Source organism: Desulfoscipio geothermicus DSM 3669 (genome assembly GCF_900115975.1).
In the GTDB taxonomy this organism is placed as follows: domain Bacteria; phylum Bacillota; class Desulfotomaculia; order Desulfotomaculales; family Desulfallaceae; genus Desulfoscipio; species Desulfoscipio geothermicus.
In genome coordinates this window covers 125,458-142,929 of the sequence record NZ_FOYM01000002.1, presented here as the reverse complement: position 1 = coordinate 142,929, position 17,472 = coordinate 125,458, and the positions used below count along the sequence as shown (strand labels likewise).

Below are 17,472 nucleotides of genomic sequence, written 5' to 3'. Positions count from 1 at the left end.
CCTTACTTATCGTTCCAAAGGTGCGTATCGGGCCAGCAATGTTTTCACTCCCCGGCCGGGAAATTCTATTTTCAACTCGGCGTTGTCGCCCTTGCCCCGCACATCTATGATTGTACCCTCGCCCCACTTGCGGTGTTTGACCACTTCTCCGGTTTTATAATTGATATTTGACCCCGGTGTTGCTGCTTGCGCGGAGCCGGTAATTTTCCCTGCTGCGGGTTGCTGCTGCATTTTACTGTAGCTTTTGTCCAAACGGTCTTCTTTACTCAACAGGCCGGGCGGCAGTTCGTGCAAAAACCGGGAGGGCTCGTTGGAGCGAGTATGCCCGTAAAGAGTACGTTCCCAGCAGTGGGACAGGTACAGTTGTTCCATGGCCCGGGTTATGCCTACGTAGCACAACCTTCTTTCCTCCTCCAGTTCGTGCCTGTCTTCCAAGGAACGGGAATGGGGAAAAATACCTTCTTCCATGGCCACCATAAAAACAATGGGAAACTCCAACCCCTTGGCGCTGTGTAGAGTCATCAGCGTTACCTGGTCACTATCCTCCTCGTACTGGTCCAGGTCGGTAACGAGGGACAGTTCCGCCAGAAAGTCTTCCAGGTTACCCGTTACGACATGCTGGTCATATTCGTTGGTAACTGAATAAAACTCCTGCAGGTTTTCCAGCCGCGTTCGGGATTCCACGGTGTTTTCAATCTCCAGGGCCTGCCAGTAACCGGTTTCCTCCAATACCATTTGGACCAGCCGGGTAACGGGCAGGTCGTGCATGCGTTCCCGCAATTCCCGCATTGTGCGCCCCAACATGTAAGCTGACTTGGCGGCTTTTCCGGTCAGACCAGGTATGGTTTCTCCGTTTTCCAGCAAGGTCAACGGGTCCAGACCCAGTTCATCGGCCCGCTCCAGTATTTTGTTCAGCGAAGCGGCCCCGATGCCTCTTTTAGGCTCATTGATGACGCGGCGCAGGCTCAACCTGTCCCCCGGGTTGACCAGCAGCCGTAGGTAGGCCAGCAGGTCCTTGATTTCCTTGCGCTCGTAAAAGCGCAGTCCGCCGACTACGGTGTACGGGATGCCTGCCGCCAGGAATTTTTCTTCCAGTACCCGTGACAGGGCGTGGGTCCTGTATAAAACGGCGATATGGCTGTAAGGTCTTTTTTGCTCAATATGCCAACGGGTGATCTTGTCCACCACGAAGTTTGCCTCAGTATGCTCGTTTCGGGCGGTGAACAACATGATGGGGTCGCCTTCCGGCCCGGCGGTCCACAAATTTTTCTTCTTACGGTCCCGGTTGTTGCTGATTATTTCGTTGGCCGATTCCAGAATGGCGCGGGTGCTGCGATAATTTTGCTCCAAAATGATTATTTCGGCGTCCGGATAGTCTTTTTCGAAACTTAAAATGTTCTGGATATCCGCGCCCCGCCAGCCGTAAATACCCTGGTCGGGGTCTCCGACCACGCATAGGTTGCGTTTTCTTTGCGCCAGCAAATTAACCAGTACGTACTGGGCATGGTTGGTATCCTGGTACTCGTCCACCATTATATAGTGAAATCTTTCCTGGTAATAGTCCAGTACATGGGGGTTGTTCTGCAGCAGGCGCACCGTTTGCATAAGTAAATCGTCAAAATCCAGGGCATTGTTCTGCTGCAGCTTGTTCTGGTACAGGTTATATACTTTGCATATAACCTGGCTGTAATGGTCGTATGATTTTTTTTCCAGTTGCGATGGACCGTAAAGCATGTTTTTGGCCTGGGATATGGCCGCCGCTATGGCGGGCGGTGTATATTTCTTGTCATCAATGTTTAGTTCCTTCAAACATTCCCGGATTACCGTCTTCTGGTCATCCGCGTCGTAAATGACGAAATTGGGCGTATACCCGGCAAACCCGGCCTGACGCCGCAGGATGCGCAGGCAGGCGGCGTGAAAAGTACACACCCACAGGTCCTGCGCCATCTCGGGCACCGCAGCGGCAATTCGCTCCCGCATTTCCCGCGCCGCTTTGTTGGTAAAGGTTATGGCCAGTATGTTGTAGGGGTCCACGCCCTTTTCTTTTAGCAAGTAAGCGATCCTGGTGGTGAGGGTTCTGGTTTTGCCGCTGCCCGCCCCGGCCAGGATGAGCAGCGGGCCGTCGCCGTAAGTTACCGCTTTTTTTTGCGCTTCGTTCAGCGCGGTTAAATCCATAGAAAACCTCCGTATTTAGCTTAAAACTTCCTGAAAAGACGACTAAAATGCCACCTTGCGGTGGCTTGGGTGAATTTATTTATTCTTGCCGTAAACCTTTTCCGGGTCGAATAATTGCTCTCCCTTTACGGTTACAGTTCCATCCGGGGCCAGGGCGTAGTGAAAACAACTGTAGTAGCCCTCGTGACAGGCCGCGCCCTTTTGTTCGACCAGCAGCAGCAGGGTGTCTTTGTCGCAGTCAAAATACATTTCCTTGACCTTTTGGACGTTACCCGACGATTCGCCCTTGTGCCAGAATTTTTGCCTGCTCCTGCTCCAGAACCAGGTTTCGCCGGTGGACAGGGTTCTGGCTACGGCTTCGCTGTTCATGTAGGCCATCATGAGCACTTCTCTGGTTTTGACATCCTGCACGATGGCGGGTATGAGTCCATCGCTGTTGTATTTCAATTCTTCGGGTTTAATCTGCAATTCGCCACACCTCGTTAAAGCTTTTTATATTACCTGTCCCCATGTTGCTTACTGCTGTACGGGGAATAACCGGACCCGTGCATTTCCATCTTTTCCTGTAATGTCAACATGGCAGCCATGTTACCGGCGACCAACCTCTGACGACCGATGACTATATCCTTACCGGTACGTTGTGTTTTTTCAGATACTGCTTGGCCTGGGCAATGGAGTAAGTACCGAAGTGGAAAATTGACGCCGCCAGGGCGGCATCGGCTTCTCCTTCCGTTAGCCCTTCCACTATGTGGCCGAGATTGCCCACTCCGCCGGAAGCGATGACCGGTATTTTTACGGCCCGCGAAATGGCCCGGGTGAGGGCGATATCGTACCCGTCCTTGGTGCCGTCCCGGTCCATGCTGGTCAACAGTATTTCCCCGGCGCCCAGGTTTTCCATTTTAACCGCCCAGGTTACAGCATCTATGCCGGTGGGGGTTCGTCCGCCGTGAATGTAAACTTCCCATTTATCCCTGCCGACGTTGCGCGCGTCTATGGCTACCACAATGCACTGACTGCCGAATTTGGCGGAGGCTTCAGCGATGAGCTGTGGATTTTTCACAGCGGCGGTGTTGATGGAAACCTTGTCCGCGCCCGCGGACAGCATGGCCCGGATATCTTCCAGGGTACTGATGCCGCCGCCCACGGTATAGGGGATAAAAACTTCTCCCGCGGTGCGGTATACCATATCCAGTACGGTTTTACGTCCCTCCGCGGAGGCGGTGATGTCCAGGAAAACCAGTTCGTCTGCGCCTTCCCGGTCATAAAAGGCGGCCAGTTCCACCGGGTCGCCCGCGTCCCGCAGGTTGACAAAATTAGTCCCCTTGACCACCCGCCCGCCGGTGACGTCCAAGCAGGGGATAATGCGCTTCATCAACATGTTGCAGACCGCTTTTCCGCCGCCAGGTTCAGCGCTTCATCTAAACTTACCGTACCCGCGTAAAGTGCTTTCCCCACAATAACCCCCTCCACGCCGAAGGGCGTTAAACTATTGAGCGCGGCTATATCTTCAATGGTGGAAACTCCGCCGGAAGCAATAACCTTTAATTTGCTGACCTGGGCCAGCTTTTTTATAGCTTCAAGATTCGGCCCCTTTAAGGTGCCGTCGCGGGAAATGTCGGTAAAAACTACCCGGGTTGCGCCCATGCGGCTGATTTCATCGGCCAATTCCAGCGCATCCTTTTCCGCCGTAAAGCCCCAGCCTTCAATAGCCACTTTGCCTTTGCGGGCGTCAATGCCCACCACGATGCGTTCGCTGCCGAAGCGGGCGCAGGCCTGGGCAACCAGCGCCGGGTTTTGTATAGCCACTGTACCAAGAATCACCCGGGCCACGCCCATTTGCAGCAGGCGCTCGATGGTGGCCAGGTCGCGTATGCCGCCGCCCACCTGGACAGATATGTTTATTGCACTTATTATTTCCTGTATTGTGTCCAGGTTTTTCGGTGAACCGGCAAAAGCTCCATCCAGGTCCACAACATGCAGCCACTGTGCGCCGCTGGCTTCCCATAAGCGAGCCACGGCCACCGGATCGTCCGAGTATACTGTTTCGCGGTCCAGCTTGCCTTCCACCAGGCGTACGCATTTACCTTCCCGCAGGTCAATAGCGGGGAAAATTAACATTTTTTAACCAACCCCCCAAAATTCTGCAAAATACGCAGGCCCAGGGCACTGCTTTTTTCCGGGTGAAACTGAATACCGAATATGTTATCTCTGGCGGCAACAGAAGTAAATTCAATGCCATATTCGGTGGATCCCGCAGTTAACCCGGGATCGGCGGGATCCACATAATATGAATGGACAAAATAAAAGGCGGCATCATCGGGAATACCGGTAAAAACAGGGCATGGTTGTTTAATTACTAAAGTGTTCCAGCCCATATGCGGGATTTTCAACCCCGACGGCAAACGCCGCACCCGGCCGGGAAAAATTCCCAAGCCACTGGTGGTCCCCCACTCTTCGCTTGATTCAAATAATAATTGCAGCCCCAGGCAGATGCCCAAAAAAGGCTTTCCCTGCTCAACGACCCGGTGGATGGCTTCCACCATGCCCAGGTCATACAGGTTGCGCATGGCGTCGGAAAAGGCGCCCACGCCGGGCAGTACCACTCCCCGCGCCTCTGTCAGCTGTTTCGGGTTACCGGTGACCCGGACGCTGACGCCCATTCTTTCAAACCCTTTGGCTACACTGCGCAAATTGCCCATACCGTAATCTATAATGGCAATCAAAATAATTCCCTCTCCCCAATCATAGTATACCCTTGGTGGAAGGTATGCCCCCCGTGGGGTCTTTAATCACCGCGGCCGAGCGCAGCGCACGCCCCAATCCTTTAAAAACGGCCTCTATTATATGATGGGTGTTTTTGCCCGCCATCAGCCGCACATGCAGGGTCATCGCGCCGTTAGCGGCAAAGGCGCGCAAAAATTCCTCCACCAGTTCGGTGTCGAAATCGCCCACTTTGCCGGCCGGTAGGGAGACGTCAAAAGCCAGATGCCCGCGACCGCTGAAATCCAGGGCTACAGCCACCAGGGTCTCGTCCATGGGCAGCAGGACGTGTCCGTATCTTTCTATACCCCGCTTGTCGCCCAGCGCCGCCTTGAGTGCCTGTCCCAGGCAGATGCCCACATCTTCTACGGTGTGGTGGGCGTCTACTTGCAGGTCGCCGCGGGCGTCAATACTGAGGTCCAGACCGCTGTGCTTGGTGAACAGGTCCAGCATGTGGTCCAGAAAAGGTACGCCCGTATCTATAGCCGGTTTGCCGCCGCCATCCACATTTAAGTCTACGGAAACTGAGGTTTCAGCTGTTTCCCGGTTAACCTGCGCAATGCGCGAATTTTCCCTTACCGTCATTTTTTCTCCTCCAGGACCCCAATAACCTGCTGCAGTGATTGCAAAAATATTTTATTTTCCCGCGGCCGGCCCACGGAAACCCGCAAACAACCCTCAATCAGCGGATCGTTGAATTTGCGCACCAGCACTTGCCTCTCCAGCAAACCATTATAAATATCACCTGCCGGGTATTCGGTTTTAAACAAAAGGTAGTTGGCGTCCGAGGAATATACCGTGACTCCCGGCATCTTTCGCAGGGCGGCATATAAATTTTCCCTTTCGGCGATAATTTCGGCTATCTGCTGCTTGAAAATATTCCGATGGCGCAGCACCTCCGCGGCGGCTAATTGCGAGAACGCGTTGACGTTAAAAGGCTGCTTCACCTTCAGCAAGTATTGCATTATCCCGGGACCGGCGAATAAATACCCGACCCGCAGTCCCGCCAGCCCAAAGGCTTTGGAGAATGTGCGCAGTATCACCAGGTTGGGATAGCGTTCAAGCAAGGGCAAAAAGTCCGTACCGCCAAATTCGACATATGCCTGGTCCACCACCACCGGGCATGGACAACTTTCCAATATCGCCTCCAATTGGGCGGCAGTGGCCGAATTGCCCGTGGGATTGTTGGGTGAACATAGCACCACCAGGGCTGCGTCACCGCCGGCCCGGGTGATGTCCTCCACGGGCAGGTCAAAGTCCCGGTGCCGGGGTGCTTCCACAACTTTTGCTCCCGCCACCCTGGCGTGTATGCCATACATGGAAAAAGTGGGCACAGCAATAACCACCCGGTTTCGGGCGCCGAAGGCCAGCATGAGATTAAGAATCAGTTCATCAGATCCGTTGCCTGTCAGGATCTGATCCGCCGCTATGCCGTGCAGGTCAGCCAGTTCCCGCACCAGGTCCCGGGCCATGGCATCCGGATAACGGGTGAATAACCGACACCCGGACTTGGCGATGATGGCTTGGCGTATTTCTTCCGGGAAGTCGAAGGGGTTTTCGTTGGCGTCCAATTTAATGACATCCGGATAATCTTCAGCTTCATAGGGGGTTAAATTACGAAGTTCATCCCGCACCAGTCTACCCGGGTCAAATCTGTCGTTCATTTGCATTTACCCCTTCCATTCCGGCTTTCGTTTTGAAAGTGGTTAAAACTATTAATGTTATTAACGCCAGTTACTGTTTCCCTCTTTTGCGGTAAATTGCCAAAACCCGGCTTTAACGACGTCATTCCGGGCACATTCCGCGCTCCGGGTGTGTTCTCGTTCATTACCAAGGCCGGTAACTTATGTAAAGCGGTTGTGTAATTTCCACCGGCACCGGACGTCCCGGGTGCGGTTTTCTCTATATCCCCGGGCAGCGAATCCAATCTGAACTGTACGGAAGCCGCGTGGGCATCCAGTCCTTCCATGCAGGCCAGGGTAACGGCGTGTTTTCCGAAACGGGCCAGCTTCTGCGGCGTATAACCGATCAGGCTGGTTTTCTTCATGAATGTATCCACGTTAAGGGGCGAAAAAAACCTGGCCGTGCCCCCGGTGGGTAAAACGTGGTTGGGTCCGGCGATATAGTCGCCCACCGGCTCGGGGGAATAGTGCCCCAGAAAAACGGCACCGGCATTGTTAACACTGCCCAGCCAGCGATAAGGTTCGGCCAGCAACAGTTCCAGGTGCTCGGGCGCGAATGAGGCGGCAATTTCCACGGCCTGGGCCAAGTTTTCGGTAAGGATGATGGCTCCTCTTTGGTTGATTGATTTTTCTGCTATTGTACGTCGGCTTAACTTTTTCAGTTGTTTATATAATTCTTGTTGTACTTGATCGGCAAGTTCAGCAACCGGTGTTACCAGGATTGCCGAGGCCAACTCATCGTGTTCGGCCTGGGCCAGCATATCCGCGGCCACGTAATCGGGCCGGGCGGATTCATCCGCCACTATCAGCACTTCGCTGGGGCCGGCCAGCATGTCGATATCCACTGTACCGAAAACCTGCCGTTTGGCCGCCGTGACGTAAATATTTCCGGGGCCGGTTATTTTGTCGACCCGGGCAATGGTTTGTGTCCCGTAAGCCAGGGCCGCCACCGCCTGCGCTCCGCCCGCGCGGTAGATCTCGGTAACCCCGGCCTCGGCGGCAGCAACCAGGGTATGGGGGTTAACGGAACCGCTTCGGTCGGGCGGGGTGACCATCACTATTTCCGGGACCCCGGCCACGGCTGCCGGTATGGCGTTCATTAACACCGAGGACGGGTAAGAGGCTTTACCCCCGGGTACGTAAATGCCCACCCGGCGCAGTGGTGTCAGCAATTGCCCCAGCAGAGTGCCGTCGGGCTGCGGGTCGATCCATGAATTGCGCAACTGGCGGCTGTGGTAATGGTAAATATTCCGGACCGCCGTGCGCAGGGCAGTTAAAAAATCGGCATTTACCTTACCGTAGGCGGCTTGAATTTCATCCCGGCTCACGGGTAAATCGGCGGGTGCAAGCCGAATGCCGTCAAACCGGGCGGTAATCGTGCACAGTTGCTCGTCCCCGCCGCTGCGCACGGAGTTGATTATTTCTTTAACTGAATCCTCAACCTTTTCCAGGTCGATGGTTCTTTTTTGCAATAAATCGTCCAGGGCCTTATCTGTAGACCGGATTAAACGTATCAAAAAAATCCCCCTTTAATGCATTAAAGAGATAATATAATAAAATATTAAATTAAGCAGTGTTAACTGTCAATACCTTTTTTGTCGCCGGCTTCAGACAGACCCAGTCTTTCCAGCACTATTTTATATCCGTCCGCACCATAATGCAGCGCCCTTTTAACCCTGCTGATGGTGGCGGTGCTGGCGCCGGTGCGCGCGGCAATTTCCCCGTAGGTGTAATTGCCCTGCAGCATTCTGGCCACTTCCAGTCTTTGGGCCATGATTTTCAGTTCGGCAACCGTACAAACGTCTTCGAAAAATTGATAACATTCCTCAGAATCTTGCAATTGCAGGATAGCCTGAAACAGTTGGTCCAGTAGCGGGTCACGCAGTTTTCCGGTGTAAGCCACCTGTATTTCCTCCCGGTTCTAATTATACATGATTAGGTTGATGTTTCTGCATCTTTTATATGCAGTTTCGACAGATAGCCGGCAAATCCTTTTTTTTAGTAAAGTATTAAAACAAAAAAGATAACCGCCGTGGACGGTTATCTAAAAAAACATTTATTACCTGTTTAACGCTTTTTGACCGATGTCCTTGCGGTAATGCATGCCGTTGAAGTGTACCCGGGACACGCCCCGGTAGGCCAGGTCGATGGCGGCGGGGATGCTGTCGGCCCGGGCGGTGATGCCCAGCACCCGGCCGCCCGCGGTGACGAATGCGCCGCCTCGCATAGCGGTACCGGCGTGGAAGGCCGTCACATTTTCCGGCAGGCTTTCCAGGCCTGCAATAACTTCGCCCTTCTGATAAGCGCCGGGGTAACCGCCCGAGGCGAGCACCACGCATACGGCGGCGCCGTCGAACCAGCGCAGGTCTGCTTTGTGCAATTCCCCGGCCAGCAGCGCTTGTATAACATCCACCAGATCGGATTCCAGCATGGCCATGATGGGCTGGGTTTCCGGGTCACCGAACCGGGCATTGAACTCCAGCACCTGCGGCCCTTTTTCGGTAAACATCAGCCCCGCATATAACACCCCCCGGTACGGGCGATCCTCAGCGGCCATGCCGCGTACGGCGGGCAGCATGATTTTTTCCATCACTTCTTGCTGTATAGCCGGGCTTAAAACCGGCGCCGGGGCGTATGCCCCCATGCCGCCGGTGTTGGGCCCCCGGTCACCGTCGAAAACCTGCTTGTGGTCCTGGGAGCTGATCATGGGCACCACGTGTTCACCGTCGGTAAAGGCCAGCATGCTGGCTTCCTCACCGCGCAGACGTTCTTCCACCACTATGCGGCTGCCCGCCGCGCCGAAAACCTTTTGTTCCATGATGGATTCCACGGCGGCCAAGGCGGTTTGTTCGTCTTCGGCTACGATTACCCCTTTTCCGGCGGCCAGTCCGTCGGCCTTCACCACACAGGGGGCGCCAATTTCCCTGATATAATCCCGGGCGTCACGGGCACTGTCAAAAGCGGCATACCGGGCCGTGGGAATGCCATACTTTTGCATAATCTCCTTGGCCAGCACCTTGCTGCCTTCTATTTCCGCGGCCCGCTGCCGGGGGCCGAAAACGGGAAAGCCTTCCTTTTCCAGGATATCCACCAAGCCTGCCACCAGCGGGGCTTCCGGCCCCACCACGGTCAGATCGATCTTTTCCCGCCGCACCAGGTCAACCAGCGCCGGTATATTACCGTCCTTTATATCCACGCACTCCGCCAATTGCGCAATGCCGGCGTTACCCGGCGCACAGAAAATTTTCTTCACCCGGGGACTCCGGCTAATCTTCCAGACCAGGGCGTGTTCCCTGCCGCCGCCCCCGACAACTAAAACTTTCAAAGAAAATACCTCCTAAAAATTTCACGTTGCCGGTTTAGTGCCGGAAATGGCGCATACCGGTAAATACCATGGCCATATCGTTGTTGTCGGCCACGGCAATGGATTCATTGTCGCGTACCGAACCGCCGGGCTGTATAACGGCACTGATTCCCGCCGCCGCAGCCTCTTCCAGGGTGTCAGAAAACGGAAAAAACGCATCCGAAGCCAGCACCGCCCCTTTGGCCTGTGCACCTGCCTGTCCCAGGGCTATGCGGGCCGAGGTGACGCGGTTCATCTGGCCGGCGCCCACGCCGAGTACCTTTTTGTCCTTTACCACCACGATGGCATTAGACTTCACATGCTTTACCACGGTCATGGCAAATATCAAGTCGTCCATTTCCTCCCTGGACGGGGACCGTTTCGTGACTACTTTCATTTTTTCGTTATCCACCACGCCCCGGTCAAAATCCTGGACCAGCAGACCTCCGTTAACCTTCCGCAGCTCGTAGCGGTCAAGGGTTTCACCGGTAAGCGGCCCGGTTTTTAATATGCGTAGATTTTCTTTTTGTTTTAAAATGGCCAGGGCGTCGTCGTGGTAATCCGGCGCGATGACCGCTTCCAGAAATATTTTGTTCATTTCCTCCGCGGTGGGGGCGTCCACCGGGGCGTTAAAGGCGACGATACCGCCAAAGGCGGATACCGGATCACCCTCGTAGGCCATTTTATATGCGTCAACCAACTTTTCAGTGCTGGCCACCCCGCACGGGTTGTTGTGTTTGACAATGACGGCTGACGGGGCATTGAATTCCTTGACAGTTTCAAAGGCTGAATTAATATCCAGGATATTGTTATAAGATAGTTCTTTGCCGTGCAGTTGCTCGGCGTTGGCCACGCAGGCGCCGGATATGGACGGGTCGCGGTAAAAAGCCGCTTGCTGATGCGGGTTCTCACCATAGCGGAGGGTTTGCACAAGTTCGTATTTTTTCTCCCACACAGCTGGAAATGCGCCCTTTTGCTTGTCCAGGCCGGATAGGTAAGCAGATATGGCCGCGTCATAGGCGGCGGTATGGGTAAACGCCTCCCTGGCCAGGTTCAGGCGGAATTCTTCGGTCAGGTTGTCTTGTTTGATAGCTTCCAGCACCGCGGCATAACGCTGCGGGCTGACCACCACCAGAACGTAGCGGTAATTTTTGGCGGCGGCCCGGACCATCGCAGGCCCGCCGATGTCGATGTTCTCAACGGCCTCTTCCAGCGTCACCCCGGGTTTGGCCACAGTTTCCCGGAAGGGGTACAGATTTACGACCACCATATCGATCGGTGTTATATTTTGTTCTCTTAGCTGGGCCAGGTGTTCATCGGTGCGCATGGCCAGGATGCCGCCGTGCACTTTGGGATGCAGCGTTTTGACCCGGCCGTCCAGAATCTCGGGAAAACCGGTGACATCAGTTATATAGGTAACGGGTATTCCAGCCCCGCGCAGTGTTTTGGCCGTGCCGCCGGTGGAAACAATCTCCACGCCGTTTTGCGCCAGGACCCGGGCAAATTCAACCAGCCCGCTTTTGTCGGACACACTGATCAGCGCGCGTTTGATCGCCATTATACAACCTCCTCTTTATTCTTTGGTGCCGAGTGTTGAAAGCTTGAGTTGTTGAAAGTCGATTCAGTCAGTCTTTGCTTATGTATACTTTCCGGCCCTTTATTTCCAGCCTGTTCAGGCAGTACAGTTTAATCGCTTCGGGGTAAATTCGGTGTTCCTGCTCCAAAATGCGGTCGGCCAGGGTGTCGGCGGTATCATCATCGTAAACAGGCACCACGGCTTGCATGATGACAGGTCCCGTATCCATACCTTCGTCCACGAAATGTACCGTACAACCGCTGTATTTTACGCCGTAACGCCAGGCTTGTTCCTGGGCATGCAGACCCGGAAATGCCGGCAGTAATGCCGGGTGGATATTCATGACCCGGTTGGGATAAGCCGCCAGCAGTGTATATCCCACCAGTCGCATGTACCCGGCCAGACATACCAGGTCCACCCCGTGTTTCTGTAGTATATTGACAATTTCCTTTTCATACTCCGCTTTACAGGTAAAATTGCTTAAATCCACATGCACGGCAGGTATGCCCGCGCACCGGGCCCTTTCCAGGGCGTAGGCATCCTTTTTATCGCTGATGACTACGGCCACCCGGGCCGGAATTTGCCCGGCCGCGCAGGCATCCATAATGGATTGGAGGTTGGAACCACGGCCCGAGGCCAGCACCCCAAGGTTTTTATCCCCCATACTCTCCCCCCCGATATGTTCTAAATCAACTCAACTTTACCATTGCCGGCGATAACCCTGCCGATTGGACAGGCGTTTTCGCCATGCCCGTGCAATTCGTTGATAACGTCGCCGGCCTGGCTTTCGGGCACTACCAGCACCATCCCGATGCCCATGTTGAACACACGGTACATCTCGGTTGTTTCCACCGGGCCCTCCTCAGCAATGATTTTAAACACCGGCGGGGTCTCCCAGGCGTCGGTGTCGATTTGCGCGGCGGTGCCCGGCGGCAGTACGCGGGGTACATTTTCCGGCAGGCCCCCGCCGGTTATGTGGGCTATACCTTTGATATGGAATTTTTGCAACAGCGGCAACACGGTGGGAACGTATATTCTGGTAGGGCAAAGAAGCTCTTCGCCCACCGTGCGGCCCAGCGCCGGGTGTACCTGGTCTACCCGGTAGCCGGCCCGGTCCAGCAGCACCCGGCGGGCCAGGGAGTAACCGTTACTGTGCAGGCCGGATGATGAAAGTCCAATCAACACATCACCGGGGACTATGGCGCTGCCGTCGATAATTTTACTTTTTTCTGCCACACCCACTGCAAAACCGGCGATGTCATATTCCCCTGTTTCATAAAAATCAGGCATTTCAGCGGTCTCACCGCCGATCAACGCGCAGCCGGCCTGGCGGCAGCCTTCGGCCACACCCGATACGATGTCCGCCACCTTTTCCGGCTCCAGTTTGCCCACGGCCAGGTAATCCAAGAAAAATAAAGGTTCGGCGCCCAGGGTCAAAATGTCATTGACACACATGGCCACGGCATCGATGCCGATGGTATCATGTTTTCCGGTCAAAAAAGCCACACGCAGCTTGGTACCCACCCCGTCGGTACCCGAAACCAATACGGGTTCACGGTACCTGGTTGTATCCAGGGCGAAAAGCCCGCCAAAACCGCCGATACCGGTGAGCACCCCGGGGCGGAAGGTGCTCCGGACCGACTTTTTCATCAGTTCCACGGCGCGATTCCCGGCATCTATATCCACACCGGTATCCGCATAAGTTAGATTTCGTTGTTTGGGCATTTTATTTCCCTCCGCTCCCGGGTCATTCGAGGCTATACTTGCCCGCTTCCTTTGTTTTGACTACTTCCACGGGATATCGGCCGTCGAAGCAGGCCGTGCAGAAATTATCCCGCGCAGAGCCGAATATGTTCAGTAAGCCCTCAAGGGACAGGTAATACAATCCGTCGGCGTTGATCAACCGGCGTATTTCGTCCAAGGGCATCCGGGCGGCGATTAATTCCTCCTCGTTTGAGGTATCAATACCGTAATAACATGAGTGGGCAATGGGGGGCGAACTGAGGCACATGTGTACCTCCCGCACCCCGCAGGCGCGCAGCATGGATACCAGCTTGTTGCTGGTGGTGCCGCGCACGATGGAGTCGTCCACCATCACCACCCGCTTCCCGGCCAGCACTTCCCGCACGGGGTTCAGTTTGAGCCTTACCCCCAGGTCGCGCATATCCTGGGTGGGCTGAATAAATGTCCGGCCTATGTACCGGTTTTTCATGAGTCCCTCTTCAAAGGTAATGCCCGAGGCTTCGGCAAACCCCCGGGCCGCCGCCGTGCCCGAATCGGGCACCGGAATGACAATGTCCGCCTCCACCGGATATTCAGCGGCCAGTACCCGGCCCATTTCCCGCCGCACCTGGTTGACATTGAAGCCGTCTATCACGCTGTCCGGGCGGGCAAAGTAAATGTATTCAAATATACAGTGCGCCCGCCGGCGCGGTTTGAGCACCTGAATTGATTCCAGACCGTTATCGCCGATGACCACAATTTCTCCCGGCTGGACATCCCGTAGGAACTTGGCGCCCACGGTATCCAGGGCGGCGGATTCCGAGGCTGCCACGTAGCCGTTGTCCAGCGTGCCCAAACACAGGGGCCGGAAGCCGTTGGGGTCGCGCACGGCGATAAGCTTGTTTTCGGTAATTATCACCAGGGAGTAAGCGCCTTTTACATCGATCATGCACTTGACGATGGCGTCCACCAGGTCTTTCTGGGCGAACCTGGCTATAATGTTCACAATTACTTCGCTGTCGGTTGAGGATTGAAAAACAGAACCGGTGGCCATAAGTTGGGAACGCAGTTCTGTCACATTGGTGAGATTGCCGTTATGCGCCAGCCCGAGCATGCCTCCGGAATAGCGGAACAGTAACGGCTGAGCGTTTACCGGCTGGCTGGCCCCGGTGGTGGAATAGCGCACGTGGCCAATGGCCAGATGCCCTTTCAGGTGGTTAAGCCGGTCACCGGAAAATACTTCGGGAACCAGGCCCATTCCTTTATAAATTTGTATTTTTGCCCCGTCGGCAACCGCTATGCCCGCGCTTTCCTGCCCGCGGTGCTGCAGGGCGTAAAGACCATAATAGGTCAGCCTGGCCACATCATGCCCCGGGGCATAGATACCGAAAACGCCGCATTCTTCCCGGGGTTTATCCGGTAAATGCATTATATTCGTAAATCCGGGCCGGCAGCTTGCCATTCTATCTCCCCCAGAAAATAATATTCTTAAATATAATCTCTTATCGATTATTGGTACCAACCGGCTCAACTACTGTGTCAGACGCCGGTACACTTCCCGGTAGGCTTCTTCCACATTGCCCAGGTCCCGGCGGAAACGGTCCTTGTCCAATTTTTCGTTGGTGTTTTTGTCCCAGAACCGGCAGGTGTCAGGTGATATTTCGTCACCCAGCAGCAGTTCACCTTTATGCAGGCCGAATTCCAGTTTAAAATCAATGAGTTCAATGTCCCGCTCGGCCAGGTGGGAACGCAGTATGTCGTTGACCTTCAAGGCCGTGGTCTTGATCCGGGCCATTTGTTCCGGAGTGGCCAGTTTCAAAACCTGGATATGGTCGTCGTTGATCAGGGGGTCGCCCAGTTCGTCGCTTTTGTAGTAATACTCCACCACCGTAGCGGGCAGCGGGGTTCCTTCCTCCATGCCCAAACGCTTGGCCAGGCTGCCGGCGGCGATATTGCGCACCACCACTTCCACCAGGATGATTTGCAGGGCTTTAACCACCATTTCCGTGTCGGATTTTTCTTCAACGAAATGGGAATCTATGCCGTGCTTGGCCAGCAGGCTGAAGAAATACGCGGAAATCCGGTTGTTCAGCGAACCCTTGCCGGTGATGGTGCCTTTTTTAAGGCCGTTGAACGCGGTGGCATCGTCCTTGTATTGCACCCAGTAGAAGTCGGGATTATCGGTGCGATACACCTTTTTGGCCTTGCCTTCGTAGAGCATCTCTTTGATTTCCATATTTCCGACCTCCAGTATTTTTTTAAAACTTGACGTAATGGCTTTAGTAGGGACCAACCGGCCAGTGCGGCTAAAGATGGTCTGTCTGACCTTACAAACCGAACCGTTTGTAAATATCATCAACGTGTTTCAGGTGGTACCCGAAATCAAACAGTTCGTTGATTTCTTTTTCCGAGAGAATATCCATTACTTCCGCATCATCCAGCAGCAATTGCCGGAAATCAGCACCGGTGTTCCAGGTCTGCATGGCGTTGCGTTGTACCAGCGCGTAAGCCTTTTCCCTGGTTAGGCCGTGGTCCACCAGTGCCAGCAATACCCGCTGGGAAAAAATAAGGCCGTGGGTTTTTTCCAGGTTCTTTTTCATGTTTTCGGGGTAAACTATCAAGTTTTCCATGACATTTGTAAACTTGTACAGCATGTAATCCAGGGTAATGGTGCTGTCGGGGATGATAACCCTTTCCACTGAAGAATGGGATATATCCCGCTCGTGCCACAGGGCCACATTTTCCAGGGCGGCCAGGGCGTTACCGCGCAGTAACCGGGCCAACCCGCTGATCCGCTCCGTTGTAATGGGATTGCGCTTGTGCGGCATAGCGGATGAACCCTTTTGTCCTTTTTTGAAAAACTCCTCTGCTTCCAAGATATCGGTACGCTGCAGGTTTCTGATTTCCGTGGCGAATTTATCCAGCGAACTGCCGATTACGGCCAGGGTGGTCATGAATTCGGCGTGCCGGTCCCTTTGCAGTACCTGGGTGGATACCCGGGCCGGCTTCAGGCCTAACCTGGCGCAGACGTGCTCTTCCACGGAGGGGTCGATATTGGCGTAGGTGCCCACGGCCCCGGAGATTTTACCCGCGCTGATCGTGGCGATGGCATTTTCCAGGCGTTTGATGTTGCGCTCGGTTTCCGCCACCCACAACAGCATCTTCAAGCCAAAGGTGGTGGGTTCGGCATGAATTCCGTGGGTGCGTCCGATCATGATGGTGTACCGGTGTTCTTCGGCTTTGGCCAGTAAAACGTCCCGCAATTTGTGCATGCGATGGAGGATCTGTTCCCCGGCCTCCTTGATCTGAACAGCCAGGGCGGTATCCAGCACATCGGACGAAGTCATGCCCAGGTGGATGTATTTGGAAGCGTCCCCCACGTATTCAGCCACGCAGGTAAGAAAAGCAATGACGTCGTGATTGGTTACCGCTTCAATTTCCTCGATGCGCTCCACCGTAAAGTTGGCTTTTTCTTTGATTTCCCGCAGTGCGTCGTTCGGCACCACGCCTTTTTCAGCCAGCGCCTCGCAGACGCAGATTTCCACCTCCAGCCACTTGCGGAATTTATTCACCTGGGACCAAATGGCTTTCATCTCCGGTAATGTATAACGGTCAATCAAGCTTTTTTACCTCCTATTTTTTGCAAATACATCTCTACGCCCAGCTCTTGCAACAAGGCTGATTTTTCTTCCACCTGCCGGGTCATTTTTTGTTTATAGGCAATAATTTTCTCACGTACTTCCGGCCGGCCTGCGCTGACTATCTGTGCCGCCAGGATGCCCGCATTTTTGGCTCCGTTTATGGCCACGGTGGCCACCGGTATGCCCGGGGGCATTTGCACGGTGGCGTAAAGGGCGTCAACGCCGTTTAAGGCGCCGGATGAAATAGGGACCCCGATTACCGGCAGCGGTGTATGCCCTGCGATGACCCCGGCCAGGTGAGCCGCGCTGCCGGCGCCGGCGATAATCACCGCCAAACCGCGACCGGCGGCTTCCCTGGCGTAGGTCGCCGTTTTTTCCGGCGCCCGGTGGGCGGAGGAAATGATCATTTCCCAGGGGATGCCGAATTCATCGAGTATATCCGCCGCTCCGCGCATGACCGGCAGGTCGGAATCACTGCCCATAACTATTCCCACCAGTGGATTGTTCATGATTCGCCTCCTCACCAAAGTTATGTTTGATTTGCGTGGCATATTTATTCAATTTTTTTTAAAC

Annotated in this window: 17 protein-coding genes; all 17 read right to left on the bottom strand. The window is 54.6% G+C overall.

The genetic code is table 11. The annotated features are described in order from the left end of the window. Window positions 1–6: 6 nt before the first annotated feature. The gene (gene pcrA, locus BM299_RS02190) at window positions 7–2,175 is read right to left on the bottom strand and encodes a DNA helicase PcrA (RefSeq protein WP_092481820.1); all 2,169 of its coding nucleotides are present in this window, start codon (window positions 2,173–2,175) and stop codon (window positions 7–9) included. A 75-nt stretch (window positions 2,176–2,250) separates the two neighbouring features. Continuing rightward, window positions 2,251–2,643 carry a phosphoribosyl-AMP cyclohydrolase gene (gene hisI, locus BM299_RS02185; protein WP_092481819.1) on the bottom strand — a complete coding sequence of 131 codons (393 nt, stop codon included), beginning with the start codon at window positions 2,641–2,643 and terminating at the stop codon, window positions 2,251–2,253. Window positions 2,644–2,794: 151 nt separating this feature from the next. Beyond that, window positions 2,795–3,553 (bottom strand): imidazole glycerol phosphate synthase subunit HisF, encoded by a 759-nt coding sequence (gene hisF, locus BM299_RS02180; protein ID WP_092481818.1) that lies wholly within the window; start codon window positions 3,551–3,553, stop codon window positions 2,795–2,797. Further along, on the bottom strand, window positions 3,547–4,293 hold the full coding sequence (hisA, locus tag BM299_RS02175; RefSeq protein ID WP_092481817.1) for a 1-(5-phosphoribosyl)-5-[(5-phosphoribosylamino)methylideneamino]imidazole-4-carboxamide isomerase: 747 nt from the start codon (window positions 4,291–4,293) through the stop codon (window positions 3,547–3,549). The genes hisF and hisA overlap by 7 nt, the downstream gene beginning before the upstream one ends. After that, window positions 4,287–4,898 (bottom strand): imidazole glycerol phosphate synthase subunit HisH, encoded by a 612-nt coding sequence (hisH, locus tag BM299_RS02170; RefSeq protein ID WP_092481816.1) that lies wholly within the window; start codon window positions 4,896–4,898, stop codon window positions 4,287–4,289. Before hisH ends, hisA begins: the two co-directional genes overlap by 7 nt. A gap of 19 nt (window positions 4,899–4,917) precedes the next feature. Further along, window positions 4,918–5,520: an imidazoleglycerol-phosphate dehydratase HisB gene (gene hisB, locus BM299_RS02165; protein WP_092481815.1), complete on the bottom strand. Its 603-nt coding sequence runs from the start codon at window positions 5,518–5,520 to the stop codon at window positions 4,918–4,920. Continuing rightward, entirely contained in the window at window positions 5,517–6,599 is a 1,083-nt protein-coding gene (hisC, locus tag BM299_RS02160; RefSeq protein WP_092481814.1) for a histidinol-phosphate transaminase, read from the bottom strand. The genes hisB and hisC overlap by 4 nt, the downstream gene beginning before the upstream one ends. Further along, on the bottom strand, window positions 6,596–8,134 hold the full coding sequence (gene hisD / locus BM299_RS02155; RefSeq protein WP_092481813.1) for a histidinol dehydrogenase: 1,539 nt from the start codon (window positions 8,132–8,134) through the stop codon (window positions 6,596–6,598). The genes hisC and hisD overlap by 4 nt, the downstream gene beginning before the upstream one ends. 59 nt (window positions 8,135–8,193) lie before the next feature. Next, window positions 8,194–8,520: a YerC/YecD family TrpR-related protein gene (locus BM299_RS02150; RefSeq protein ID WP_092481812.1), complete on the bottom strand. Its 327-nt coding sequence runs from the start codon at window positions 8,518–8,520 to the stop codon at window positions 8,194–8,196. 156 nt (window positions 8,521–8,676) lie between these two features. Then, complete coding sequence (gene purD, locus BM299_RS02145; RefSeq protein ID WP_092481811.1) at window positions 8,677–9,942, bottom strand: phosphoribosylamine--glycine ligase; 1,266 nt, start codon at window positions 9,940–9,942, stop codon at window positions 8,677–8,679. Between the two features lie 34 nt (window positions 9,943–9,976). Continuing rightward, the gene (gene purH / locus BM299_RS02140) at window positions 9,977–11,518 is read right to left on the bottom strand and encodes a bifunctional phosphoribosylaminoimidazolecarboxamide formyltransferase/IMP cyclohydrolase (protein ID WP_092481810.1); all 1,542 of its coding nucleotides are present in this window, start codon (window positions 11,516–11,518) and stop codon (window positions 9,977–9,979) included. A 67-nt stretch (window positions 11,519–11,585) separates the two neighbouring features. Continuing rightward, entirely contained in the window at window positions 11,586–12,200 is a 615-nt protein-coding gene (gene purN / locus BM299_RS02135) for a phosphoribosylglycinamide formyltransferase (RefSeq protein WP_092481809.1), read from the bottom strand. A gap of 20 nt (window positions 12,201–12,220) precedes the next feature. Further along, complete coding sequence (gene purM, locus BM299_RS02130) at window positions 12,221–13,261, bottom strand: phosphoribosylformylglycinamidine cyclo-ligase (protein WP_092481808.1); 1,041 nt, start codon at window positions 13,259–13,261, stop codon at window positions 12,221–12,223. 22 nt (window positions 13,262–13,283) lie between these two features. Next, window positions 13,284–14,720 carry an amidophosphoribosyltransferase gene (gene purF / locus BM299_RS02125; protein ID WP_207545100.1) on the bottom strand — a complete coding sequence of 479 codons (1,437 nt, stop codon included), beginning with the start codon at window positions 14,718–14,720 and terminating at the stop codon, window positions 13,284–13,286. A gap of 69 nt (window positions 14,721–14,789) precedes the next feature. Next, window positions 14,790–15,494, bottom strand: coding sequence for a phosphoribosylaminoimidazolesuccinocarboxamide synthase (gene purC, locus BM299_RS02120; RefSeq protein ID WP_092481807.1), 705 nt, complete (start codon window positions 15,492–15,494; stop codon window positions 14,790–14,792). Between the two features lie 91 nt (window positions 15,495–15,585). Then, window positions 15,586–16,878, bottom strand: a complete 1,293-nt coding sequence (gene purB, locus BM299_RS02115; protein ID WP_092481806.1) for an adenylosuccinate lyase — start codon at window positions 16,876–16,878, stop codon at window positions 15,586–15,588. After that, on the bottom strand, window positions 16,875–17,408 hold the full coding sequence (gene purE, locus BM299_RS02110) for a 5-(carboxyamino)imidazole ribonucleotide mutase (protein ID WP_092481805.1): 534 nt from the start codon (window positions 17,406–17,408) through the stop codon (window positions 16,875–16,877). Before purE ends, purB begins: the two co-directional genes overlap by 4 nt. Window positions 17,409–17,472 lie beyond the last annotated feature (64 nt).

What these genes read in the sequence shown, in the direction of transcription:
- hisB (WP_092481815.1), bottom strand. Translation starts at nt 5,520, where the DNA reads ATGACGGTAAGGGAAAATTCGCGCATTGCGCAGGTTAACCGGGAAACA.
- hisF (WP_092481818.1), bottom strand. Translation starts at nt 3,553, where the DNA reads ATGTTGATGAAGCGCATTATCCCCTGCTTGGACGTCACCGGCGGGCGG.
- purH (WP_092481810.1), bottom strand. Translation starts at nt 11,518, where the DNA reads ATGGCGATCAAACGCGCGCTGATCAGTGTGTCCGACAAAAGCGGGCTG.
- purC (WP_092481807.1), bottom strand. Translation starts at nt 15,494, where the DNA reads ATGGAAATCAAAGAGATGCTCTACGAAGGCAAGGCCAAAAAGGTGTAT.
- pcrA (WP_092481820.1), bottom strand. Translation starts at nt 2,175, where the DNA reads ATGGATTTAACCGCGCTGAACGAAGCGCAAAAAAAAGCGGTAACTTAC.
- purF (WP_207545100.1), bottom strand. Translation starts at nt 14,720, where the DNA reads ATGGCAAGCTGCCGGCCCGGATTTACGAATATAATGCATTTACCGGAT.
- hisA (WP_092481817.1), bottom strand. Translation starts at nt 4,293, where the DNA reads ATGTTAATTTTCCCCGCTATTGACCTGCGGGAAGGTAAATGCGTACGC.
- hisC (WP_092481814.1), bottom strand. Translation starts at nt 6,599, where the DNA reads ATGAACGACAGATTTGACCCGGGTAGACTGGTGCGGGATGAACTTCGT.
- purN (WP_092481809.1), bottom strand. Translation starts at nt 12,200, where the DNA reads ATGGGGGATAAAAACCTTGGGGTGCTGGCCTCGGGCCGTGGTTCCAAC.
- purE (WP_092481805.1), bottom strand. Translation starts at nt 17,408, where the DNA reads ATGAACAATCCACTGGTGGGAATAGTTATGGGCAGTGATTCCGACCTG.
- purM (WP_092481808.1), bottom strand. Translation starts at nt 13,261, where the DNA reads ATGCCCAAACAACGAAATCTAACTTATGCGGATACCGGTGTGGATATA.